Raw genomic sequence first — 25,557 nt, 5'->3', positions numbered from 1 at the left:
ATGGGATTGGTGAAATGAGAATGAATAACAAAAAAGGGACCCTCAAGAGGTCTCTGCTAGCATTGCTAATAAGTACCACTATTGCCGCACCTTGCGCTTATGCATCTGCAATTTCAGTGGCTTTACCAGAACAATCTTTAGCTGATTCATTAAGTGCCATTGCAAAACAAGGGCAAGTCCAAATTTTATTTGATGCTAATTCGGTCAAAAATCTACGTGCTCCAGCACTTTCAGGTCAATTTGAAACCCAAACTGCATTACAAAAAGTCTTAATTGGTAGTGGTTTAGAAATTATTCCACAAGGAAGTGGATTTGTTATTCGTCCTCTTGCAACGACTAATGCGATTGTTATTCCTGAAGTTAAAGTCACGGGTGTAGGTAGCAGTTATCACCCTGCTACCGATGTTGTTTCCGCTCCGCAATACATCACCGCAGAAGAGATCAAACAGCGTAATACGGGTGATGGTAACATCACTGACTTACTAAAAAGTAACCCCGCGGTTCAATTCTCTAATAATGACAGCACATCAATGAATCAGGGTGAAATTAAACCTTCACGTATTTCTATTCATGGTTCTAGTAGTTATCAAAACTCTTATAAACTTGATGGTGTCAGTTTTAACAATGACTTTGATCCGGCTAATTCTGGTAATGGTGAAACCAATACTCGTGTTACTAGTGATGAGCAAGGGATGTATCTTGATAGTCGCTTAATTGATAGTGTCACGGTTTACGATAACAACATTCCTGTAGAATTTGGTGGATTTACAGGCGGAACCGTTGATGTACAAAGCCGTCGCTGGTCTGGTGAAACGCATGCCAATGCCTATTACCGCACAACGCGCTCAAGCTGGAACAATATTTTCACTGATCCAAAACTAAATTTTGATACAGCAAACAATGATTTTAGTAATCCCGCTCGTTTCCAGAAAAAATATGATAAACAAAACTTTGGTGGTTGGTTTGAAACAGGGTTAACTGAACATACAGGTTTAATATTCTCTGCATCTCGCCGTGAATCAACCATTCCTATGATGATGAGTAGCGCAGGTGGCTTTATCCATACACCTGACTATGAATTAGAACAAGTTGAACAAAACGCAGGTTATCGCGATCAAACTCGAACTTCAGATAACTATTTTATTAAATACTCTTGGGATATTTCAGATACTCAATCTCTTGATTTATCAAGTAATATCGCGCGTTATAAAAGCTATCTATTCTCAGGTTCAGTCTATAATTCAGGCTATGACAATGAGCATAATGGTTTAAGTTTTACTGCGCTTTATAAACATCGATTAGATCTTGGTACCTTAGAATTAACAACAGGTTATCAAAAGTTAGAAGATAAACGAACGAATGATCAAAATTACTTTATTCGTTTAGATGATGCGATTACCGGTTGGTCAACACCAACAAGTTATAACAGTGGTGGTCAGGGTGACCTAAAGAGCAATCAAGAAACCGTAAGTACTAAAGCGATAATGCGTTTTAACTCTTATGACTTAGGTTCAACTATACACCAACCTACAACAGGCTTTGAAGTTGCTAGAACCAAAGGCTCTTATATCAGAGATAAAGATTTTTATAGTTACTTCTATACGGGAATAACGGATCCCGATACAAACGAGTGGAGTGGCGGACGCTCAAATACAACGCGCTTCCAATCAGGCAGCCATAGTGCAACCTATACAAATTATGCAATCTATCTTGATGACAATATTCAATATAAACGCTTAACACTGCGTCCTGGTATTCGTTTAGATAGAGATGATTTTGTTCAAAGAAACAATATTTCACCTCGTTTAAGTGGTACTTATGATATTTGGGGTACAGGCAATACCCTCTTAATTGGTGGTGTAAACCGTTACTACGGTCGCTCCATGTTAACTTACGCATTATATGGAGCACAAAATGCAGGTTTGCAACACTGTTACTTCGATTGTGAATCATCTGATGCCAGCTGGAATAACCGTACCGATTTTGACGGTCTAGATTCGTTAAAAACACCTTATAACGATGAATTCACTCTAGGTTTACAACAAGAAATTGCCTCAACCACTTGGCGTTTACAATACGTTCATCGTAACGGTCGTGATGAAGTGCGTAGTGATACAAAATATCCTGATAGCACTGATTACGAAAAAATGAATATTCGTGCATTTAATAATAATGGCCGTAGTTCACACGATACAGTGACTTTATCAGTGAAAAATAGTCAGCCTTGGGAATTGGCACAAGCTGATCATGTTTTCAATGCTTCAATAAGTTGGCAACAAAGCAAAACCAATACCCCGAAAGATTCAGGTTATGCCGACTTTAGTCCAAACACTCAAAACGTTAACCGGAACAAAGTGCTATATGATGGAAAAATCATCGATGCCAAAGACTTACCTTCTGGCAACTTTAACTCGCCATTAAAAATCACAGCAGATCTCACGAGCGTTTGGGATGAATGGAATGTGACTTGGTTTAACCAATTGCAATGGAATAGCTGGCGCTCTCAAGCAGAAAAAACCAATAACGGTAACCCAATTCAAACGCCTGAAGCTGGTTATATTTATGCCTATAAAAAACAAAATTACAGTAGCCGCTTTACATGGGATACAAAGTTAAGTTGGCAGCCTGAGTTTGCTTATGGTGTAGGTGTCTCTGTGGAAGTGAATAACGTCCTTAACACTAAAAACGTTGCCGATCACTTCACTTATAAAAATAACGATTACAAATCTTATGAACCAGGTCGTCAGTTCTGGTTACAAGTCAGCTACGACTATTAATAAATTGACGAAGTTAATGTGAGCAACCAAGTCGATACACAATAAAAATATGACCAATAAGCAATGAAAACAATAAAACAATTTTTCTATTTAGTTTCACCTTTTTGGGGGCGGCGTGCCGCCCTTTACTGCTGGTTTCTATTGATTGTCTCTTTGACCTTAACCCTGTCATCCGTCTGGTTTAACGTCAAAATGAATGAATGGAATGGCGGTTTCTATAACGCATTACAACAACTTGATGGGCAAGCACTCTACAAGCTTCTTCAACAATTTGTCATTATTATTGCAGGATTAATTACTGTTGTGGTAATGGGCGATTTCTTACGTCAAAAAATGGTTATTCGCTGGCGCGAAGGCATGACTGAACAAGTGCTCGATCGCTGGTTATCAAAAAACAGTAAACACTACATGTTAAGGCTGACTTCTCAAGAGCCTGATAACCCGGATCAACGTATTGCAGAAGATATTCGTTTACTAATCGAATCAACAATGCGTTTAACCGTGACATTTTTGCACTCGTTACTCACCCTTATTTCTTTTGCCACCATTCTTTGGTCACTGTCTGGCGCTATCTCTTTCACATTAGGGGGCAGCGAGTGGACAATTCCCGGCTATATGTTCTGGGCTTGTATTATCTATACCATTATCGGGATCACCATTACGCAGTTTATTGGTTCACCATTGCGTAAGATTAATATGGATAAGCAACGCAAAGAAGCTGATTACCGTACTGCGCTTATCACCCGTAAACAACATGGCGATGCGATTGCAGGTCAGCGTGGTGAAATGAGTGATCGCAATGAATTAATGAGTCGCTTTTTAGGGGTTATTCATAACTGGAATAACCTTATTCGCTACGAAAGAAATCTTGCATTCTTCACTGTCGGCTATCAACAAGCTACTGCGATGGCACCGATTATCTTTGCCTTACCTAAATTTCTTGCTGGTGAGTTAATGCTGGGGGGATTAATGCAGTTGAGACAAGCATTCTCTAGTGTTGCAGGGGCATTAAGCTGGTTTATTTTCTCGTATAAAGAAATTGCGGCATGGCAAGCAACGGTGACACGTCTTTATAATTTCGTGGTACTGTTAGAGCACGACCATGAGCCAGAAGTCACTGATTTAAATGATAAAAAGATTAAATTAAAAGCCAATCTTTCTCTGTTTATGCAAGATGACAGCCTGTTAATCCAAGATATTAACTTCTCTGTAAAAGCGGGTGAATTAACCGTTATTGAAGGTTGCTCTGGTTTAGGCAAATCAACACTGCTTAGAGCATTAAGTGGGCACTGGCCTTATTTCAAAGGGGAAATTCAACGTTCACCAAATGTGTGTTGGCTCCCACAGCGTATGTATCTGCCTTTTGCACGTTTAAACAGTTTGCTCGCTTATCCTTGTCAGCCTAATCAATTCTCCGCTAAAGAGTATGAAGAAGTACTTCATTTGGTGGGCTTAGATAAAATAAAAAATCAACTTTCACTTGAAACGGATTGGACAACACGCCTATCAGGTGGTGAGCAACAACGTCTTATTTTTGCCCGTTTATTACTCAATAAACCTGATCTTATTTTATTAGATGAAACCACCTCTGCACTTGATGAACAAAATGCATTGAACATGTTGCAGTTGCTAAAACAACATCTGCCAACTGCAGGTATTGCCTTAGTGAGCCACCAGCGCTTTACACATGTGATTGCAGATAATGTGATTTCACTCAAAGCCCCTACCGTGTCCTCCTCTCAACCTGCTGGAGTTACCGAATATGTATCGTAAATTACTGATTGTTTCCGTCAGTCTTTCCCTTTTAGGGTGTGCGGCAAGTACCCCAAATCAAAATGACAAAAGCGCGCTATTACTGCGCCCTGATGTTCGCCATTTTACCCTAGATAATGGTTTAGACGTCTACTTACTGCAACGCCCACAAACGGGTGTTGAAATGCGTCTTTTAGTAAAAAGTGGTTCTGTTCAAGAAGATGAAAAACAGCTTGGTTTTTCACACTTTACTGAACATATGGCATTTAAAGGTACAACTCATTTTCCGGGAACAACCGGCTTTAAACAACTTGAAAGCCTAGGTATGAAATTAGGTAGTCATGTTAATGCTGCGACAAGCTTAAATGCAACGACCTATAAACTGTCATTGCCGAATGCAAACCCGATCCAAATTAAAACAGGATTAAGGATCTTATCAGACTGGGCATTTGAAATGACATTTGACCCTATTGAGTTTGATAAAGAACGCCCTGTTATTGTTGAAGAGTGGCGTTTGCGCCAAGGTATCGGTTTTCGTATTAACCGCCAATTAGAAGAATTACGTTATTACGGGAGCCGTTATCTGGATCGTGATCCTATTGGCGATTTAGAAATTGTTAAACATGGCGATGTGAAAGATGCAAAACGCTATTACGATACTTGGTATCAACCAGAAAGAATGGCATTAGTACTGGTCGGTAACTTTAATCAGGGTGATGCTATTGCGGATATTAAGCAACTGTTTAACGCTAAAAATAGCGAAAACAAAGGAATTGATGATCCTTCTTGGCACAATTTTATCGATCATAAAGATCTACTGGTTAAAACGATTTTCGACAAAGAGCAAGGTTCACGTATTTTACAGTTTACCTTACAGTGGACTTTACCAGCACCTTTAAATAGTCGCCAAGGTCAATATGAAGATTTAATGGATTCATTATGGCTATCAATTTTAAATCAACGTTTCTCCACTATCGTTGATAATGGTTTAACGGCTTCCATTAGCGCTAATGCTCAAGGCGCAATATTAGATCCTCGCCGTTCACAACAATTGATGATTGCCCACCCTAAAGGTAATGATTACCAAGGTACATTAGATATCTTATTTACAGAAGTTCAACGCCTCGCCTCTGTTCCAGTGACTCAAGAAGAGTTAGATAATGCTCGTAATGCAATGCTAAAACGCCTAAGCCAACAAGCTGCGGGTGAAGAGCGTTATGAGCACGATTATTTAGCCAACCAAATCACAACAGCCATTGAATTGGAAATGCCAATTCAAACTAAAAAACAGGCCCTAAATTTAAGCTATCAATTAATCAATAAAGTGACCCCTGAAACATTGTCAGCTTATTTTGCTCAATATCTAAAACAGGCATCACCACGAGTTGCTGTGATTGGCCCGGATAGTGATGCTAATTTATTTAATGCAACTAAAGCAGCACAACGTTGGCAAGAAATTAGACAGTCAAATCCAGGAGCATTTACCCTAAAAACGCAAGCTGTTGTATTAGATATTAAACCTGAACTCACAGGTTCAATTGTTTCAACGCAATCACTCCCTATTGAAAAAACGCAACAGTGGACTCTGAGCAATAACGTAAAAGTGATTGTGAAAAATGACAGTTATCTCAAAGATAATATTCAAGTTTCACTGCGTATTCCGGGTGGCTCATCACTTGAAACAAACCAAAGCTTAGGTATGGTGCAATGGGCATTGAAATTACCTGAAGTGAGTGGATACAGCCATTACAACGCACGTGAATTAGCGCTATTTACCAAGCAACATCAAATTAGTTTGCGCCCTTACAGCGAACTGTTATTCCATGGTTTCCGTGGCGAAGCGCCAATTGATGAATTAGAAACCTTGCTAACCTTAATGCATCTAAAAATAACTTCTCCACAATTTAATGGTGAGAAGTTAGAGCAACAAAAGCAAGCCATGGCATTAGGTATTTCAAAAACCCCTGTTGAACGTACGTTCTTAGATAGTATCAATAAAGAAAGTTATCAAAATGGCGAGCGCCTTGTAGTTTCACCTCAAGGTACTTGGAAGCAATTTACAGCCCAACAATTACAGCAAACAAACCAAATGATCTTAGGGCAACCTGCTGATATGACATTAGTTATCAGTGGCCCTGTCAATATTAATCAGGTAAAACCTCTGATTGAGCGCTGGGTTGCAAGTCTCCCGACACGCTCGGAACAGCGTCTATTCTGGGCAGATCCTGCCATTAATCCAAAGCTAACTTCATTTAGCAAAACATACCCTATCGCAAGCAGTGATAAGAGTATGGTAAGTATTCAATATGCAGCACCAGCTCAATGGTCACAACAACAAGTGCTTGCGTTAAATTTACTGGATACTGTGATCAGCCAACGTTTAAGACTCAATCTACGTGAAAGAGCGGGTGGAATTTATTCACTTGGATTCTCTGAAATGTTAACGAAAGTGCCTACAAGCTACTATACCGGCCGTTTAAACTTTACGGCATCACCTGAGCGTGCAGATGAATTAATTGCCCTTGCTCGTAAAGTCGTGAATGAAGTTAAACAGTCAGGCATTACAGAGAAAGAGCTACAAGAGGCTAAAAATATCTGGCTAACTGAAAATTCACAGGTAAATGACAGTGCAAGTTATTGGACAGAAGCCCTTGCTCAAGTTGCAACTGATGACCAACAGTATCAGCGTTTACTTACTGATCCTGCCATTATAAAAACATTAAATGTTAACGATATAAATCAAGTGGCTCACCAATGGTTAGGTGAAAATGAGAAGGTCTTTAAGCTAACACCTGCGAATAAAAAATAACCCACATTTAAAATCAATAAGTTATAATATTGTCTAAAAGAAAACGCCCAGTTCTAATGTAAATACATTTAGAAATCTGGGCGTTTGTTCATCAATTCTAATCAAGTCACAGCAATTAAATTCAAATTTATTGACTATTAAATTTGCTAATCTTTTTTAATGGCAAAACGACCGCTACCTAAAAACATCACAGCAATTGCTGCAAATAAATAGAAGCCCGCACTTTCTGGTGCCCATCCTCCTGTTTTGGGATTTAATGCAAATAGATCACCTGAGTGAACCATCAAGACAGCAACAAACATTGTACCGGCTAAAACAAGTGCTGAGGCGCGAGTAAATAGGCCAATAATCAGTAAGATAGGCGCGACAACTTCCCCTATTACTGTGCCGTATGCAATAAAGGCGGGTAGATTAAAATTAGCTAACATACCCTGAATACCAGCTAATCCACCCGGTTCCATTTTATGAAGTCCATGTAATAACATTAAAACTCCAAGAGAAACACGTAGTATCAATTTACCCAAGTCAGAACAGTCAACAAGTTGATTAAATTTATTAATCATAACGTCTCCAAATTCAAAATAGTGATGTGTGTTTTTAATACGTATTAATAGGTACACTACATTATATGATGAAATATTATGAATGAGTGTGATTTTTATTATCACTATTTGTTCTCATTAAGTAATCACTTAGATTATTATTGCTTTATAACGTGCTATTCACCTTTTCCATGATTAAGATCACAACTTGTTAACATAATGAACTCTTAATCACTCACTTCTCGTTATGCTATAGATATCTCATCTGACCAGTCTAAAAAGGGTATCTGATGGCACATTATTCTCATCTATTTTCTCCCCTTGATTTAGGGTTTACTGTACTGAAAAATCGAATGTTAATGGGCTCTATGCATACTGGTCTTGAAGAAGACCCTAAAGATGCTCCAAAACTTGCACAATTTTATGCACAAAGAGCCGCCGCAGGCGTTGCACTTATTGTTACTGGAGGGATATCACCGAATAAGCAAGGTGTATTATTACCGCACGCCGCAACATTAATGTCTGAATCCCAGCTTGCACCACATCAATTGGTTACTGATGCCGTTCATCAGCAAGGTGGAAAAATTGCATTACAGATATTGCATACTGGTCGTTATAGTTACCAACCTAATTTGGTGGCGCCTTCTGCTATTCAATCACCAATAACCCCCTTTATGCCAAAAGAAATGAGTCATGAACAAATTGAACAAACTATTGATGACTACATTCACTGCGCTCAATTAGCTCAAAAAGCGGGCTATGATGGTGTTGAGATAATGGGATCTGAAGGTTATTTAATTAATCAGTTTTTAGTTAACCATACGAATCAGCGTAACGATCAATGGGGTGGCAATATTGAAAATCGTTGTCGCTTCGCTTTACGTATTCTTGAAGGCATAAAAAAAGCCGTTGGTGAGCAGTTTATTATTATTTACCGTCTTTCTATGCTGGATTTAATTAAAAATGGTTCAGATGCATCAGAAGTTGTTTATCTTGCCAAAGCTGTTGAGAAAGCAGGCGCTACAATGATCAATACAGGGATTGGCTGGCATGAAGCTCGAATTCCAACGATAGCCACGATGGTACCAAGAGGCCAATTTGCGAATGTAACACGCGAATTAATGGGCCAAGTGAATATTCCTCTTATTACATCAAACCGTATTAACACACCACAAACCGCAGAAGCCATTTTAGCGGAAGGCTGTGCCGACATGATTTCAATGGCACGCCCTTTTCTTGCTGATCCTGAGTTTGTCCTAAAAGCACAATTAGGGCGTGAAGATGAAATCAATACCTGTATTGCTTGCAATCAAGCGTGCCTTGATGAAATATTTTCAGGACAAACAGCATCTTGTTTAGTCAATCCTTTTGCTTGTCGAGAAACCGAACTTCTGGTTATTCCAACCCAACAACCTAAAAAACTGGCTGTTGTCGGCGCAGGGCCAGCGGGATTATCTTTTGCTATAACAGCGGCTAAACGTGGTCACCATGTAACACTCTTTGAAAAAGAAGATGTTATTGGTGGGCAGTTGAATATTGCTAGCCAAATTCCCGGAAAAGAAGAGTTTAAGGAAACCTTGCGTTACTTTAAACGACAGTTACAACTCACTGGTGTGATTGTTAAAAATAATACTGAAGCCACTCCTCATCATCTTAAACACTTTGATGAAATTGTTTTAGCCAGTGGTGTAACACCACACCTTCCTGATATAGAAGGCCGAGATAATACAATTGTTAAAACTTATTTGGATGTTTTAAAGCGCCATCAACCCGTGGGTAAAAGAGTCGTGATTATTGGTAGCGGAGGTATTGGCTTTGATACTGGTCTCTATCTTACGCAAAAAGGGCAATGCAGTAGCCTAAGCCCCTGTGCTTTTAACAAAGAATGGGGCATTGATCCGACGCTTTCATATCGTGGCGGAATAAAACCAGAAAATCACTTAAAAGATGATAATAAACAGATTGTTATGACTCAACGTAAAGCCGGAAAGATAGGATTGAATTTAGGTAAAACAACGGGTTGGATACATCGTTTAACGCTGGAGAAAAAAGGCGTTAAATTCTTAACACATTGCCATTATCAAAAAATTACGCCAGAAGGTCTTGTTATTGAACAAGATGGAAAACAACAACTTCTTGTGGCTGATAATATTATATTATGTACAGGGCAACGCGCTTATCATCCTTTGCTTACTTCTTTAGAAAATGTCCATACAAAAGTCCATCTTATCGGCGGTGCTAAAGATGCTAGTGCATTAGATGCAAAACGCGCTATTAGGCAAGGAACAGAATTAGCTCTCAATATTTAATCCTTTTTCAGTGCTTGAGTAAAAAAGAAACCCCACATAAAAATGTGGGGTTCTATTTTTTTATTATTGATTATTATTTTTACAGCTCTTCCTGTCTTACTACTTACCCTTTTTACCCATTATTTTTTTCAGTTAATGGATTATCTGAAATACGATTATCTTCTGCGATACAGACTGTTGCAGTAAAGAGAACATCTGTTGATGAATTCAGTGCGGTTTCAGCTGAATCTTGTAACACACCAATCATCACACCCACGGCAACCACTTGCATAGCAATATCATTGCTAATACCAAACATGCTACAAGCTAGTGGAATTAACAGTAAAGATCCCCCAGCAACACCAGATGCACCACATGCACAAACTGCAGCAACAAGGCTTAATAATAGTGCAGTTGGCACATCAACAGGCATACCCAATGTGTTGACTGCCGCTAATGTCAAAATAGTGATAGTAATTGCCGCACCACCCATATTGATGGTCGCACCTAATGGAATTGAGACAGAATAAGTGTCTTCATCTAAATTCATACGACGGCACATTGCCATATTCACAGGGATGTTTGCTGCTGAGCTACGTGTAAAGAAGGCGGTTACACCACTTTCACGCAAACATGCCCATACTAATGGATATGGGTTACTGCGGATTTTCCAAAATACAATCAATGGATTCACGACTAAAGCAACAAACAGCATACAGCCAATCAGTACAATCAGAACCTGTAAATAACCCGCTAAAACTTCAAAGCCAGTTGTTGCGATAGTTGACGACACTAAACCAAAAATACCGATAGGAGCTAAACGAATAACAACACGTACTAAGTTTGTCACTGCATCCGCTAAATCTTGTGTTAAAGCTTTAGTGGTATCACTTGCATGGCGTAATGCTAAACCTAACCCAATAGACCATGCTAAGATCCCCATGTAGTTGCCGTTGATAAGTGCATCAACAGGGTTTGCGACCACATTAATTAATACCCCTTTAAGCACTTCAGCGATATTTTCAGGTGGTGACAGTTGTGATTCATTAACAACTAGCGTTAAAACTGATGGGAACATAAAGCTTGCAACAACAGCAGTTAATGCAGCAAAGAACGTTGCTAGCAGATATAAAACTAACACGGGGCGAATATTTGATTTTTGCCCTTGACGATGATTAGCAATCGAAGCCATTACCAGCACCCATACCAATACTGGCGCAACAGCTTTTAGAGCATTAATAAACAGAGTACCTAACAAACTCATCATCTTGGCAACTTCTGGTGCTAACCAAGCGAGTAAGATCCCTGCGACTAAACCAACGAGTATTTGTTTGACGAGGCTTCCCTTAAAGAACAGGCTGAAGACTCTGGATTGTTGTTTATCCATAGCTATTCCATTACTTAAAATAATATTAAAAAAAAGCATTTTTGAGTGTTTGCAATGCCAGTATAAGGAATTGAATCGCGCTGAAAAGCTGATTATGCAAAATATACAGCATTAACCGTTATTGTTAACAAAAAAATAACATAACTGTGATCATAATAGGATTTTGTTCTTTTTAGTATACCAATCGGAAATGAAAGAAATTATTATTATCAGTAAGTTATGCTTGGTCATATTACTTATTTTTTATTTTCACTCTGCTATTTTTTATTCTTTTAATCAATTAATCAGTTTTTTTATTAACATAATAACTAACAATTAATCACGCTATCTATTCGTAACTGTATAAATAATAGACAAAAAATGTGTAATATAAATAAGATAACTTTTTTATTTTCTTTCAAAGAATATTAAAAATTTATCTTTTTTTGATTAAAACAAAATGTGATATTTCTCTTCTTAGCATTCTAGCTCTTAAGGTTTTCTTTTAAAAAATCCCCTACTCTGAATTCGAAAAGAGATTAGATGTCTATTTTTCAAGATCCCATATCTATGGGTAAGTTATCTCGTTATAGAGTTGAAAAATTTTCTGTCTAGTTTTTCCTGATTTTGTTAGAGTGTTGCTGTTTTAAACAATGAAAAATAGACCCTATGAAGTGGAAAACGGGTAAATGGATTACAACACTTATTGAATTTACATTTACCCCCAAATGACTCAGTTTTAGGAAGCCTTTTATATGGAAATCGTAAGAGAGCTCTTCTTGGCGCTATGGCATCAAGATTACGAAACCTTAGCTAATCCCTCATTAATATGGATTATCTACATTTTATTATTCACCATACTATTCCTAGAAAACGGAGTATTACCCGCAGCTTTCTTACCAGGAGATAGCTTATTAATTTTAGTGGGTGTGTTAATTGCTAAAGATACAATGGACTTTCCATTGACCTTACTTATTTTAACCGCAGGTGCGAGCCTAGGCTGCTGGCTGGGCTATCTTCAAGGACGATGGCTTGGTAATACAAAATTAGTACGTAGTTGGCTGTCACATCTACCAGAACATTATCACCAGCGCGCACATGGGCTTTTTCATCGCCATGGCTTAGCCGCATTACTTATTGGCCGTTTTTTAGCGTTCGTTAGAACATTGTTACCAACGATTGCTGGCCTTGCTGGATTGAATAATACCCGCTTTCAGATTTTCAATTGGTTAAGTGGGCTTTTATGGGTAGGTATTTTAACAACGCTAGGCTATTTACTCGGTAACAGTCCGCTATTTCGCCAATACGAACACTATTTAATGAATATTCTTATGCTATTACCTGTTTGCCTATTAGTGATCGGTTTAATTGGTAGCATCTGGGTGGTTATTAAAAAGAAAAGAAAAGCTTAATACGAATTAAATACTATCAAGATATTCCGATAGGAATTACACAGCAAAAAATAATAGAGACCTGTTTCATCATATTGAACAGGTCTTTTTTTCAGAATACACACTTCTAAGCTCCTTTAATCCTCCCATTTAATTAAGATTTATCTCTTTTTTTCACTTTTAAGTCGTTATTTAATTTCATTAAGCTGTAAAATTAGTCTATTGTTATAAGTACTACATTCTATCTCTATTAAAGGAGTTAATTATGTCTCAACAACGTTCAAATGAAGATCTGCGTAGTGAATTGAAATCTCTTGCTGATACTCTAGAAGAAGTACTGAACTCCTCTGCAGATAAATCCAAAGAAGAAATCCAAAGTCTGCGTGCAAAAGCAGAATCGGCAATAAAAGGTTCTCGAGCAAAACTCAGTGATGCAGGTCGAGAAATTGTCGATAACACGAAAGAAATGGCAGGAAAAGCAGATAACTATGTTCGTGAAAATCCATGGACAGGTGTTGGTATCGGTGCTGCTGTTGGTGTTGTTCTTGGCGTTCTACTTGCAAAACGCTAATTTATAATGAGTGATACTCAAAGACCACAGGGCCCCGCATCTGGGGTTCTGAATTCTCTCAGTAGAATTGGAGCTATCGTTATAGGCATGGTTGAAACTCGCCTACAATTAATAGCCATTGAACTGGAAGAAGAAAAAACCACCTTGATCCAGCTTATTTTAATGGCTGGAGTCACCTTGTTACTTACCGCATTCGGTCTAATGAGCCTGCTTATATTGTTATTTTGGGTTATTCCCCCAGAATACCGAATTTATACTTTAGCGGTTACAACAGCGACTTTGCTTTTCTGCGCCCTTATTGGCGCCATCATGACATTAAAGAAAGCACGAAATTCCACCTTATTAGGCGACACCCGCCAACAACTGGAATTAGATAAACGTCTTTTGGAGCAATATCATGATGAACAAACAAAATAAGCAGAGTGTTCTCTCAAGACGTAAAAAGCTGTTGTTGAATAAAATTCAGCAACAGCGCTCTGATTTGGGGCAAGGTACACAAACTTGGCTTGATGCGACAGAGCCTTATGATAAAGCGTGGCGGATTTTAGTCTCTTTAAAACCTGCTTTTTTAGTAGGCGCTAGTTTTATTTCTCTTTACAGTATTAAACACCCTAAAAAAATCATACGGTTAGGACAACGCGCTATCGGTGCAATTGGCTTAATTCGAGCAATACAGAAGTCCTTCAAAAAAACCTCAGATTGAACATCAATTTTTTTGTCTAAGAATGTTAATTCTTCTTAATATCCTCTTTTTCAATTTCCCATTATTATCTATCTCACACCGTAGCCGTGGTTATTAAATCTAAAAGTAGAAAAATAACCGACGAAAATACAAATATAAACAGATATACATTGCAGATAATAGAGTTTTATTAGGAATAAATATTATGAAAAAATTTGAAGACATTGCGTTATTAATTGCCCGTATTTTAATGCCGATTTTATTTATCAGCGCAGGCTACGGAAAAATTGGCGCATATGAAGGTACACAGCAATATATGCAAGCAATGGGCGTTCCCGGTTTCTTATTACCACTGACTATTTTATTAGAATTAGGTGGTGGATTAGCAATCTTATTTGGTTTCTTAACTCGCACCACTGCAATTTTTACTGCGGTATTTACTCTTCTAACCGCACTGCTGTTCCACAGCAATTTTGCTGAAGGCATGAACCAATTAATGTTTATGAAAAATATGACAATCGCTGGCGGATATTTATTACTCGTTGTGACAGGTCCAGGTAAATGGAGCTTAGATCGTATTTTCAATAAAAATTGGTAATAACCCATTTAGAAACAAAAAAGATCCTCTAGGGGATCTTTAAATCGATAAGAACCCCATGTTTTAAACATAGGGTTCTTTTTTTTTAACTGTATTTATATAAATTTTATTAATTTTCTTTCTGTTTCCCTCACCCCATCCTCAAATTCACTCTATCAGTGATATTTTTGTCTTTATTTAAATGAATCTTCTGTGATGTGTGAAATTTTAGGTGCGGTTTTTTTCGTCATTGATGATAAAAATCGTAGTTAGCTTATTATTTTGAAAAGCATGTTATTTTTCCCTTACAAATCAACGATGTTACAATTTGAAATAAAATACACATTTTGTTACATATTAAAAATTCATGTACATTAGACCTGACTGGCCTTAGCGAGATTTCGGACATTTACGAAAGAGAATAATATAAGTAAATACACTTATTTTAAGGAACGAAAGTAGTAAATACCGTATGAACAATTATTTTACGCTAAGTCACTTATCCTACGAGGATATAATGCTTGTTCTCCCCGCCTCTTCCTTTACTTCTTATTAAAAGTACTTAAGCTACTCTAATCAATTAAAGGCTCTGTTATGAGCCTATTATTCAATAGATACTTTTTTAGGCTTATTTTTTTGTCTTTTTTATTGCGTGTTTGTCACATTTAAATCGGAGCTTTTATGTCAACGAATGACGCTAACAACCCCCCTAAACCCCGTTTGGTATTAGATGATCCTACATCATCACCCTCCTTTAAAATGGGGATGACATTCTCAGAACAACACGCTCGCATTAAAAAATACAGCGAATTACTCGACACCCTAGGAAAGGGATTACTTCATACCGGATTAGTGTTTACTTGCCAAATTGGCGATTTACCTAAAAGCACTTTTCAAGTCACTCAGTTTGATTTAAACGAAGGATTATCAGAACTTTTCACTCTGTCGATACACGCGGTGAGCGAGCAACGTGATATTGATTTTGCCAACCAATTAGGCGTGGCTTCATCGTTAACCGTCAGTCGTGACGGTAAAACAATCCGCACGGTTCAAGGCTTACTGGCGAGTGCCGAACAAGGCAACACAGACGGCGTTAAAACGTGGTATCAATTTGTTATTCGCCCAGAAATGTGGGTGATGACGCTGAACCAAGATAGCCGTATTTTCCAGAATAAAACGGTGCCACAAATTCTTCAGCAATTGCTAGATGAAGCACATATCAAATATGACAAGCAATTCTATCAACCTGAACTGCATCAAACTCGCCGCTATATCACGCAAAAGCGTGAATCTGCTTATGCATTCTGGTGTCGTTTAGCGTTTGAAGAGGGGATCAATTTTTGGTTTGAAGAAGGGCCAAAACTGTTTTATAGCGACAATCATTTAGGGATGACGGCGGGGATCACGCTGACGTATAACCCACAAGCTGAAACGGATATTACGGATACCACTGCCACCACATGGCGCTATACCGAACGTTTATGCAGTGATGTGCGTATTGACAAAGATTATAACCCAATACGTCCTTCTTACCCGTTATCACAAAACACAACGGGTGACGTCCATCAACAACACCCTGTTTTTGAAAGCTATGGCCGTTTTCAAGAAGAGGCAGAAGCTCAGCCATTGAATCAATTGCGTTATGAGCAATCTCAAAATTATCGTCAAACAGGCTCGGCAAGTACCAACTGTTTTGCGTTAATGCCGGGCAAAATATTTACCTTAACCCATCATCCAAGTGCGCGTATGAATTCGCGTTGGCAGGTGATCAGCGTTTCGCATCATGGCGTACAACCCTCTGCGGATAACGGTGGCGGTGAGGGAACTCAACTGTCAAATAATGTCACTTTTATTCCCGGTACGCAGGAATGGCGACCGCCTTTTCATTATAAACCGCTGGCGGATGGTGATGAGTTGGCGACAGTCGTTGGTCCAGAAGGTGAGGAGATTTACACCAATGAACAAGGCGCGGTAAAAGTTTATTTTCATTGGGATAGACGCGGAAAGCCTGATCATAGTGGTTCGTGTTGGTTGCGCGTTGCACAGGGTTGGAATGGCGATGGCTTCGGTTTTATGGTGATCCCTCGCATTGGGCAAGAGGTGATTGTGTCTTATTTAAATGGCGATATTGATAGACCAATTATCACCGGTTGCACCTATAACGGTCGTAATGCCCCCCCACTGGACTTACCCAAAGAACAAACCCGAACCACATTTCGCACTAAGACGCATAAAGGCACAGGATTTAATGAACTGCGATTTGAGGACGCCGGAGGACGTGAAGAAGTGTATTTACATGCGCAACGGGATCACCGCACTCATGTATTAAATGATGAATTTCATACCATTAATCATAGCCGCCAGAAAAAGGTTGGTGTCGATCAACAAGAAAAGATTGGTAATGATAAAAGAACAGAAGTAGGTAGAGATCATTACGAAAAAATAGGTCGTAATTCTGTTATTCATATTTCTCAAGATCAAGAAACTCAAATCGATAGAAATAAGACAGAAATTATTAATAGTAGTAAGAAATCAATTATTTTTGCTGATCAACTTATTCAAATTGGTGGTCAGAAAAAAGTAATAGTTGAAGGCAATATGCATGAGGAAATTAAAACTAAATTATTATCACAGTCACCACTTTATATTATTCATGCTGAGAAAAAACTGACATTAGCGGGTTCAGGTGGAAGTATTATTATTGACGAGATGGGGATCACAATAAAGGCCAAGCAACTAAAAATTAATACTTCATCGGTCAATATTGATGGTGGTGGCATTGATCAAATAAATGCACTAACAGCAGCAACAGAAGAGGGAATCCCTTTTTGTGAGGTTTGTGCAAAAATAAAAAAGGAAGCGGAAGATAATGAATAAAGTATCTCGTTTAGCTTCTATTCCTTATGAATTAAATCTGGATAAAGAAAGTAAATTAAAAAAAATAACATCGTATTTATTTAATGGAATTCCTTTTTCTCGTTATGGCGATAAACATATTATAAAAGGAAATGAAGTTATTGATAGCCATGTTTGGACTATTATTGATGCAATAAAACGGCCAGATATTGCTATTTTACTTGATATATTTGAAACAGAATACTGTTGCCTTTGGAAAGGAAAGAGTGCTGAAAATTATTCTTACTATGCCCCTTATTTAGTTAAATTAAAACTAGAGCATCCTTTCACCAATTGGCTATTTGATAATAGTATTGAAAATCCCATCGGGATCTATTTACGCTCACGATTATCTTTGAAAGAATTATCATATCAATTACGTAAATTTAATCAGATTTTTGATGAGGAAAAAAATAAATGGTTAATGTTTAGATATTATGATCCCTTAACAGTAAAAAAATTATTACCTTATCTACCTGTTAAGGACTATATCCAATTTATGGATAACATTCTATTTATTTTAGCGGATGATATCAGAGCTAACCAATTTTTAATATTACAATAAGGATATGTAATGGCATTAGGCGATAAATTTAAAGATGAAGCTGTGAATAACAATATAGAAACACAGCCATGTGAAAATAACATCAAAGAAGGTGTTTTTTTATCTGACGATAAAAACATTATTGACGCATTAGATAAGTTTTCTCGTAGCCCTTTTGATGAAGATTGGGAAGAAGTAGAAAGTGAACAATTTCCAGGAGAATTAGAGCATGAAACTATGCCGACAGGTATCCCTCTTGATGCTTTAATGGCCTATGTTGAACAAGTTAGCCAAAACGATTCCTTCGATCCTAAAATACGATTGATAGCAGAAGAAATTAAAGGTCACGATAAATTACAAGAAGCTATTCGCAATCATTTTGATCCTGATGGTGGTGAAAATACTGAAGATTTTCTTAATTTCATGCTCGCATTCATACCTGCAAATGAAAGACCAGAAGATGCAGGATTAACCTATAAGGGCATGAAATCAAAATATAATAAATATCATTATAAAATTGATTTCCAATTAATAAGAACGTGTATTCATGGAATACAAGACTTTAGTAGCATTGATGGTGCCGTCGATCAACAAGATGAAATCAAAATGTTGCTTGGCTATAAAAATGTTATGTTATCTCATGTTGATTACAAAAGTAAAAAACGAACGATTACAATTACACCTAAATTAATAATAAAAGGATTAGAGTTAGGAGAAGATAAAAAAAATAAGATAACTGAAAAGGATTACAATGAATTAGCTAGTGATTTAGTCTCTTTTATTATTTCTGAAATTAAAGAACAAGAAGTTAAAGAGAAAATAGAATTAGGGAAGTCAATTGTTGTTGACATTGCCTTTTTATTAACAGGTATTGGTGGTGTATTAACACTTGCTAAAAATGGTGCTAGAGCTTTACCACTAATTGCCGAAGGATTTAATATAATCTATACAACAAATGAGTTAATAGAAGATACCTCTGCTTTATGGGGATATAATAATGATAAAGGATATAATATTTTATTAAACTCAATGAAATATCTTGATTCAAAAACAGGAGAGACTAAAGGCTTTGTCACAACCTATCATGCCATGAATATGTTTATGTGTTTTGGTAAAAAAGTTAAAACTCAAGTAATAACAAGTGGAGTAAGCACAAGTTTAGGCACTGCGATTTCTGTGAGTTTAATTACGGGAGAACCTGAAATTATAGATATTAATAAATAAAAATATAAAGGATTATATTTATGGCGAATAAGCCAAGACCTATCAAATATGATGAAACTCACTCTATTAATGTCAGTGTCACAAATAAATATGAAATAAAAAAATTAGGTGATGTTAATATTACTCAATTTAAAATGGTAGGAAAAACATTTCAAACACATTTTGATGATACAATTGTCTCTTGTTTTGGTCCTAAAGCTGACGGCTCATGTATTCTACGTATTCAGGGTAAACCTAAGGGAAGTACGCATCGAGTCACTGGACACGTAGAGATTAATTTAAAATCACATCATGATCTTAATAAAATATTACAATCCAATCTGTTTTATGATGGCGTTGCATCATTAAAATTGGCTCACTTTGTTGGGTATGTGGGTGAAAGCCACGTTATTAATGAAATTAAAAAGGGAACATTATTTGATAAATTGTTTTTAAAAACCAGAAGTGGTAAGGCACCACTTGTAAATAAAGAGCTAATCCTTAAAAAGGGTAATAATGATAATAAAAAAGTCCCACATCCTTTATACGGTAAAAGCTTTGATCCTGAAAAAATGATAGCATTACAGAATAAAAAGGGGCAAGGAATAGACTTGATTTGTAAGATAGACCCACCTCCACCAGATTGGGTAACTTTTGAAATCAAAACAGTGATGAAAGATAAATTTGGTGCTAATTCAACGCCAACAGGAGGAAAAGCTAGTGATTTCCAAAAAGACTATATAAAAAATCTAAGAAAACATATTCAATTATCCCAAGATTCTATTCTGGATGGAATTAATGAGTATGGATTAGATAGAAATAAAAGAATTTTATTGAATAAAATAGAGAATGATGCCAAAAGAGGGAGTATTAGTGGTTTCAAATTAACTGTAGGAATAGATAATAAATTTGATATTTCTAGTAATAAAAAATATGATTCTTTCTATATAATTGAGGATTTAAATAAATGAGTCGTACAAGCCGGGTGATAAATTATATTGAAAAAATAGCCAATAGAACTATTCGTGATACTATTGATATTAATAATATTATTAATGAAGACTTTTATGAAATTATTAATGAATTAGATTCAAATAATAAAGATAAATATATTGATTATATATCTACTATTAACTTTAATTCATCGGGTATTGCCCTTATTTACATCATTCAAACTTATAGAAAAAAAAATAAGGTTCCTTATTCATTAGAACGTTTTCTATATCATAAAAACTTATGCTTTGTATCAGGTTATTTTGATCAATTTGAAAGAGATAAGAATTTTTTTGACCTTGCAGAGCAAGGTGAAATATTACTAATGAATTTTGCTTGTAATTATTTTAAGTCTAGCCAAATTTGTTACGACAAAATAATAAAAAATATTCAATCAGGTAAAATGGCAAACTCACTCCCCATGTATACACGCCCTCAAAAGCTAGGTGTATTAGCGATTGAAATGTTAGCCAGTGAAAAAAAAGAAACCATTGATTGGGAAAGTACGGGCATTCCGATTGATCCTTTTTATCAACGCTTTTGCCAAGAAGCCCTCTATTGTGAGAATGATGAAATTTTAATTCCATGGCTGATGGAATTATGCGATAAACATATTCAGTGGTCAGCATTATTTCGAAATAATGAAAATGAACAAAGTGCAACAGGTTATGAAGTTGATATGGAAATACTCATTGCTTGGCCTTTTGAATATCAAGCCGTGAAAAATTTTCGTGCTCGTCATGGCTTAAGTACCCCTATAATCGATCATCCATTATTAAAAACACCGATGGCTATCGATCATCGACCTGATATGGTGGGTTGGTTAGAGAATATGCCGGATATCTATCATCAAATTACGGATGATTTAATTAAAATAAACCCAGAGCTAAAAGTCATTCATACATTATTTTAGTCTTGATTAAAATTAAACTAAGGCTTTTGTTATAAAATGATATTGACAGCAAAAAGCAAACAGATAATTAAGGACAATATTCTTCAGGAATTCTATATGGAAGCAATAGAATTCCTTGAAGATGAGCATAAATTAGTGTTAGATTATTATAATATTAAACAAAAAGCACTATTGGAAATTTTGAAAAGAAATTATCACTATTTTGATAAACAACATCGTACCAGCCAATATTTATGTGTTTTTCAAACGATATTAATGATTTATTTTGGTCAGTTTTATAAAAAATCTTTTTTTTATAAAGAATTAGAAATAAATATGAATAATATTATCGTTCATAAAAATAAAGAAAGCCAATCTTGGCTACAAGAAAAAATCAACCTTAAAAAAGATCTAATATTAAAGGAGAATACTGATTCTTTTATTGAGGATATTAAAAATAGTTATTTTTATATCAGTACTAGACAATCTACATTAGAAAAAGAGCTTGATAAAATCATTTTTCAAGATCCATTATGTCGATTTAAAGAACCACTTAAAGAAAAAAAATTATTTATTAATAGTGCAATTGAAAATATTCAATCTTCATCTATCAATAAAGGTACTATCACTTATTTATGTGTAATCGCTCAATATATTGATAATTTAGGATGCTTTCAAGACATATTACGCCCTAAATGGTATGGAAAATTAGATTTTCCAGATCTTATTCCTTGGCAGTTTGGAATAACTTTAGGAAATTAATTAATACTAGTAATAAAGAGAAAGCTAAACATGCGTAGCACAATTCAAGGACGAAAGTTCATCTTAAAAAATGATACCACCAATACAAAAGGAACCGTATTAAGCGGTTCTTTATTAGCAAAACAAACTCATGAAATTGCATGTTTAGGCGATGAAGTCTATTGCCCTGATTGTCAGCAAAAAGGCAAAATTATTGAAGGTGATGCAATGATGAAAATAAACAATATCCCCGTCGCGTTAGAAGGACATAAAGTGCAATGCGGTTGTTTAAAGGGCTGTGTATTAGTTGCGGTGGAGTGATCCATTTTTAATTAGGCGGAAGCTTCCGCCTAATATTAGTGTCTATATTTTTATCGATATCTAAAACACAAACATTATTGATGTGCAAAACTATTTTTTGTCATTCGCAAAAAGTTTTGGGATCTCACGTAAGCACCACGATTTAGCTTCACCCATGCTGTCTCTTCGCCATGCCATAATAATATTATTTTCATGATGATATTCTGGGCCAACAACACGTAAGCGCCCTTCTTTAATATCATCTTCAATTAAATCAATTGGCATTGTCGCCACACCTAAACCTGCAATTAACGCACGGCGTTTATCTTCAATAGAACTGACCGTTAAACGGCGTTGTTTATCTAATAATAATACGGTTAAAACAGGGCGTTCTCTTGCCGTATCTGCAATTGCAATGCCCCGATATTTTAAGCGAGTTTCTTCTGCTAATGGTTCAGGCTCGTTATGGATCGGGTGATCTGGGCTGGCAACGTAAACACTAGTGGTATTGTATAAAGGGCGAAAGTTGATTTCAGATGAAGTGCGAAAATGCATATCGGGTGAAATCACAATATCGCATTTACCACTTTCTAAACTTTCCCATGCCCCTGCTAATACCTCTGTCACTAATGACAGTTGTGTATTGGATTTTTCAGCTAATTTTTCAACCAAAGGAAAGAGACGAGATGCGGGTGTCAGTGCTTCACAAACAATAGTGATATGTGGCTCCCAACCTCTTGCTAAGGCTTCTGCATCTGACGTTAATTTGTCAGCAGCCTCAAGTAATATACGTCCTCTATCAAGTAGCATCCTGCCAACATTGGTAAATTTAGTTCTATGACCAGAACGGTCAAAAAGGACAACATCTAAATCTTCTTCTAATTTTTGCATGGTATAACTAAGTGCCGATGGAACTCGATTTAGTTCATCAGCCGCTGCCGCAAAACTCCCTCTACGATCAATGGCATCCATGACTCGTAAAGATTCCAACGTAATTGCTTTGTCTTTACTCATTATACTTATCTCTATCAAATAATTTGATTATAGGCACCAGATTAACTTGCTAACAATAGACAGTCCATACCTCTATGATAAATATATTGATAATCTACTCGAAAAATACCGCTATGATAAAATACAGAACAGCACAACAGTGTGGCAAAGCGGATTATGGTTGGCTACAAGCTCGCTACACATTTTCCTTTGGCCACTACTTTGACCCTCATTTTTTAGACTATGGCACGCTAAGAGTTCTCAACCAAGAAGTGCTTGCACCAAATTCTGAATTTAAAGCAAAGACTTATCCTCATGTTGATGTGGTTAATCTTATTCTTCAAGGAGAAGCGACATACCTGGATAATATGGGACGGACAGTCACAGCAAAAGAAAATGAGTGCTTACTTATTTCACCTCATAATACAGAAACCTATATTGAGAAAAACAGCAGTCCTGATACGCCATTAACCCGTATCCAGTTGTGGCTAAATGCTTGTCCACAACAAGAAAGTGTAGCCTCACAAAAATTGGTATTAGATGAAAACTTAAAATATCAATTGTTAGCTTCACCTGCCGGTGATGATGGCTCGTTAATGTTAAGGCAGACAATTTGGCTTTATCATATTCATTTGCAAGCAGGCGATGAAATTACACTGCCAATAAAAGGACAGAAAGGCTTTTTGCAATCCATAAAAGGCGGCACCTATTTGCAAACGTCCACACAAGAAAATGGGCAAATACAGTGTGGCGATGGCGCTTTTATTCAAGATAGCCATAGCATCACATTAAAAAGCTCGGCTGAGTTTCGTGGCTTATTTATTGATATTATTTCATGATTGTTGATTTAGATTGGCTTAACAACAGAAAACCCTCGAAACACAACGTGAATCGAGGGTTTTTTATGAGGTGAGTTGACCGTTAAGCCGGGTTCTGTCGTGGACAACCATTCATCTAGGCCAGAACTTGCGCGCTGGCTCCAGCAACCTACCCGGGTTCAATGCGGGCCGCACCATAAGAACCCCTATTTGGTCTTGCTCCGGGTGGAGTTTACCATGCCACAAACTGTTACCAGTTGCGCGGTGCGCTCTTACCGCACCCTTTCACCCTTACCTGATCCTGTAAACAGGCCATCGGCGGTTTACTCTCTGCTGCACTTGTCGTAGGCTCGCGCCTCCCAGACGTTATCTGGCACCCTGCCCTGTGGAGCCCGGACTTTCCTCCCCTCTATCCGTCTCCCCCGAAGGGACAACGATAAAGCAGCGGTTGTCTAGTCAACTCAGGGTGCGAATTATAGGGATTCTGATAGAAAATGTATAGCAAAAGAAGCTAAAAAATCACTTTACTCGTCTTGAGCTTCACCATTTTGCTCAATAACGTGTTTATAAAGTGCATTTTTCTTCACACCATAAATTTCAGCCGTCACAGCAGCTGCTTTTTTCAGAGGTAACTCTTTTTGTAAAATCGCAAGTGTTCGTAACACTTCAGGGGAAAAATCATTATCAACGGGTTTTTCATACCCCTCAACAATGAGAACCATCTCACCTTTACGGCGATTTTCATCTTCAAGTACCCATTTGAGTAATTCACCCACTGGCATACCTTGAATAGTTTCCCACGTTTTTGTGAGCTCTCTCGCTAATACTACGTAGCGATCTTCACCCCAAACTGTCACCATATCAGCTAAACTATCTAACAGCCGATGTGTTGACTCATAAAAAATCAATGTACGAGGTTCTTCTGACAATTCACGTAGGCAATCTTGGCGACTTTTTGTTTTTGCTGGTAAAAAACCTTCATAACAAAAACGATCAGAAGGAAGCCCAGCAGCAGAAAGTGCCGTAATAGCAGCACAAGCGCCAGGCAGTGGCACGACATTTATGCCATGTTTACGACATTGATTGACTAAATGATAGCCAGGATCGTTAATTAATGGTGTACCTGCATCAGAGACTAATGCGATACTTAGCCCCTGTTGTAATTTGCTAATTAATTGATCTGCTTTTTGCTGTTCATTATGATCATGTAACGCATACAAACGTGCGTTAATGGCAAAGTGCTGTAATAGAAGCCCTGTATGACGGGTATCTTCTGCAGCAATTAAATCGACATGAGACAGCACATCAAGTGCCCGCTGGGTGATATCGCCCAGATTACCAATAGGTGTGGGTACTATGTACAGTGTGGATGTCGTTACCGCTGCTCGATTAGGTTGATTCATTGTTTATTCCGAATGACCGA

General features: G+C 37.2%; 21 protein-coding genes and 1 other RNA gene. 17 read left to right on the top strand and 5 right to left on the bottom strand.

Features of this window, described 5'->3' with window-relative positions:
• Positions 1 to 14: 14 nt before the first annotated feature.
• The 3 genes from GTH24_RS02930 (at position 15) to GTH24_RS02920 (ending at position 7,338) form a co-directional block, all read left to right on the top strand.
• On the top strand, positions 15 to 2,777 hold the full coding sequence (locus tag GTH24_RS02930) for a TonB-dependent receptor (protein ID WP_072071042.1): 2,763 nt from the start codon (positions 15 to 17) through the stop codon (positions 2,775 to 2,777).
• 63 nt (positions 2,778 to 2,840) lie between these two features.
• A complete protein-coding gene (locus tag GTH24_RS02925) occupies positions 2,841 to 4,550 on the top strand; it encodes an ABC transporter ATP-binding protein/permease (RefSeq protein WP_072071043.1) in 1,710 nt (569 codons plus the stop codon).
• Entirely contained in the window at positions 4,540 to 7,338 is a 2,799-nt protein-coding gene (locus tag GTH24_RS02920) for a M16 family metallopeptidase (RefSeq protein ID WP_164525929.1), read from the top strand. Before GTH24_RS02925 ends, GTH24_RS02920 begins: the two co-directional genes overlap by 11 nt.
• A 146-nt stretch (positions 7,339 to 7,484) precedes the next feature.
• Here GTH24_RS02920 and GTH24_RS02915 read toward each other — a convergent pair whose 3' ends face one another.
• Positions 7,485 to 7,901, bottom strand: a complete 417-nt coding sequence (locus GTH24_RS02915; protein WP_072071044.1) for a DoxX family protein — start codon at positions 7,899 to 7,901, stop codon at positions 7,485 to 7,487.
• A gap of 269 nt (positions 7,902 to 8,170) precedes the next feature.
• Here GTH24_RS02915 and GTH24_RS02910 point away from each other — a divergent pair, with 269 nt between their 5' ends.
• Positions 8,171 to 10,189 (top strand): FAD-dependent oxidoreductase, encoded by a 2,019-nt coding sequence (locus tag GTH24_RS02910; RefSeq protein WP_072071045.1) that lies wholly within the window; start codon positions 8,171 to 8,173, stop codon positions 10,187 to 10,189.
• 112 nt (positions 10,190 to 10,301) lie between these two features.
• On the opposite strand, the gene sstT is transcribed toward GTH24_RS02910, so the two are convergent.
• A complete protein-coding gene (gene sstT / locus GTH24_RS02905) occupies positions 10,302 to 11,555 on the bottom strand; it encodes a serine/threonine transporter SstT (protein WP_072071046.1) in 1,254 nt (417 codons plus the stop codon).
• 734 nt (positions 11,556 to 12,289) lie between these two features.
• On the opposite strand from sstT, the gene GTH24_RS02900 reads away from it, so the two are divergent.
• The 12 genes from GTH24_RS02900 to GTH24_RS02845 all read left to right on the top strand — a co-directional run bounded on the left by GTH24_RS02900 (position 12,290) and on the right by GTH24_RS02845 (position 22,344).
• Complete coding sequence (locus GTH24_RS02900) at positions 12,290 to 12,946, top strand: DedA family protein (RefSeq protein ID WP_072071047.1); 657 nt, start codon at positions 12,290 to 12,292, stop codon at positions 12,944 to 12,946.
• 244 nt (positions 12,947 to 13,190) lie between these two features.
• Positions 13,191 to 13,496 (top strand): DUF883 family protein, encoded by a 306-nt coding sequence (locus GTH24_RS02895; RefSeq protein ID WP_072071048.1) that lies wholly within the window; start codon positions 13,191 to 13,193, stop codon positions 13,494 to 13,496.
• A gap of 6 nt (positions 13,497 to 13,502) precedes the next feature.
• Positions 13,503 to 13,913, top strand: coding sequence for a phage holin family protein (locus GTH24_RS02890; protein WP_072071049.1), 411 nt, complete (start codon positions 13,503 to 13,505; stop codon positions 13,911 to 13,913).
• Positions 13,894 to 14,199, top strand: a complete 306-nt coding sequence (locus GTH24_RS02885; RefSeq protein ID WP_241254014.1) for a YqjK-like family protein — start codon at positions 13,894 to 13,896, stop codon at positions 14,197 to 14,199. Before GTH24_RS02890 ends, GTH24_RS02885 begins: the two co-directional genes overlap by 20 nt.
• Before the next feature lie 184 nt (positions 14,200 to 14,383).
• Positions 14,384 to 14,776 carry a DoxX family protein gene (locus tag GTH24_RS02880; RefSeq protein ID WP_072071050.1) on the top strand — a complete coding sequence of 131 codons (393 nt, stop codon included), beginning with the start codon at positions 14,384 to 14,386 and terminating at the stop codon, positions 14,774 to 14,776.
• Between the two features lie 660 nt (positions 14,777 to 15,436).
• Entirely contained in the window at positions 15,437 to 17,632 is a 2,196-nt protein-coding gene (locus GTH24_RS02875; RefSeq protein ID WP_164525928.1) for a type VI secretion system Vgr family protein, read from the top strand.
• A complete protein-coding gene (locus GTH24_RS02870; RefSeq protein WP_164525927.1) occupies positions 17,625 to 18,215 on the top strand; it encodes a DUF4123 domain-containing protein in 591 nt (196 codons plus the stop codon). Before GTH24_RS02875 ends, GTH24_RS02870 begins: the two co-directional genes overlap by 8 nt.
• A gap of 9 nt (positions 18,216 to 18,224) precedes the next feature.
• Positions 18,225 to 19,418, top strand: coding sequence for a hypothetical protein (locus tag GTH24_RS02865; protein ID WP_164525926.1), 1,194 nt, complete (start codon positions 18,225 to 18,227; stop codon positions 19,416 to 19,418).
• Positions 19,419 to 19,438: 20 nt separating this feature from the next.
• Positions 19,439 to 20,368 (top strand): hypothetical protein, encoded by a 930-nt coding sequence (locus GTH24_RS22075; protein WP_241254013.1) that lies wholly within the window; start codon positions 19,439 to 19,441, stop codon positions 20,366 to 20,368.
• Positions 20,365 to 21,303 carry a hypothetical protein gene (locus tag GTH24_RS02855; protein WP_164525925.1) on the top strand — a complete coding sequence of 313 codons (939 nt, stop codon included), beginning with the start codon at positions 20,365 to 20,367 and terminating at the stop codon, positions 21,301 to 21,303. Before GTH24_RS22075 ends, GTH24_RS02855 begins: the two co-directional genes overlap by 4 nt.
• Before the next feature lie 96 nt (positions 21,304 to 21,399).
• Positions 21,400 to 22,044 carry a hypothetical protein gene (locus GTH24_RS02850; protein WP_164525797.1) on the top strand — a complete coding sequence of 215 codons (645 nt, stop codon included), beginning with the start codon at positions 21,400 to 21,402 and terminating at the stop codon, positions 22,042 to 22,044.
• Positions 22,045 to 22,074: 30 nt separating this feature from the next.
• Positions 22,075 to 22,344 carry a PAAR domain-containing protein gene (locus GTH24_RS02845; RefSeq protein WP_164525924.1) on the top strand — a complete coding sequence of 90 codons (270 nt, stop codon included), beginning with the start codon at positions 22,075 to 22,077 and terminating at the stop codon, positions 22,342 to 22,344.
• A 90-nt stretch (positions 22,345 to 22,434) separates the two neighbouring features.
• On the opposite strand, the gene GTH24_RS02840 is transcribed toward GTH24_RS02845, so the two are convergent.
• Positions 22,435 to 23,337 carry a LysR family transcriptional regulator gene (locus GTH24_RS02840; RefSeq protein WP_072069738.1) on the bottom strand — a complete coding sequence of 301 codons (903 nt, stop codon included), beginning with the start codon at positions 23,335 to 23,337 and terminating at the stop codon, positions 22,435 to 22,437.
• A 113-nt stretch (positions 23,338 to 23,450) separates the two neighbouring features.
• On the opposite strand from GTH24_RS02840, the gene GTH24_RS02835 reads away from it, so the two are divergent.
• Positions 23,451 to 24,155: a pirin family protein gene (locus tag GTH24_RS02835; RefSeq protein WP_072069739.1), complete on the top strand. Its 705-nt coding sequence runs from the start codon at positions 23,451 to 23,453 to the stop codon at positions 24,153 to 24,155.
• A 67-nt stretch (positions 24,156 to 24,222) separates the two neighbouring features.
• Here GTH24_RS02835 and rnpB read toward each other — a convergent pair.
• An RNA gene (rnpB, locus tag GTH24_RS02830) (RNase P RNA component class A) lies at positions 24,223 to 24,598 on the bottom strand.
• Between the two features lie 60 nt (positions 24,599 to 24,658).
• On the bottom strand, positions 24,659 to 25,537 hold the full coding sequence (gene rsmI / locus GTH24_RS02825) for a 16S rRNA (cytidine(1402)-2'-O)-methyltransferase (RefSeq protein WP_072069740.1): 879 nt from the start codon (positions 25,535 to 25,537) through the stop codon (positions 24,659 to 24,661).
• Positions 25,538 to 25,557: the final 20 nt, after the last annotated feature.

This window comes from Proteus vulgaris, from assembly GCF_011045815.1.
GTDB lineage: Bacteria > Pseudomonadota > Gammaproteobacteria > Enterobacterales > Enterobacteriaceae > Proteus > Proteus vulgaris_B.
The sequence above is the reverse complement of the archived record's forward strand: the minus strand, read 5'-3'. Positions and strand labels throughout refer to the sequence as shown.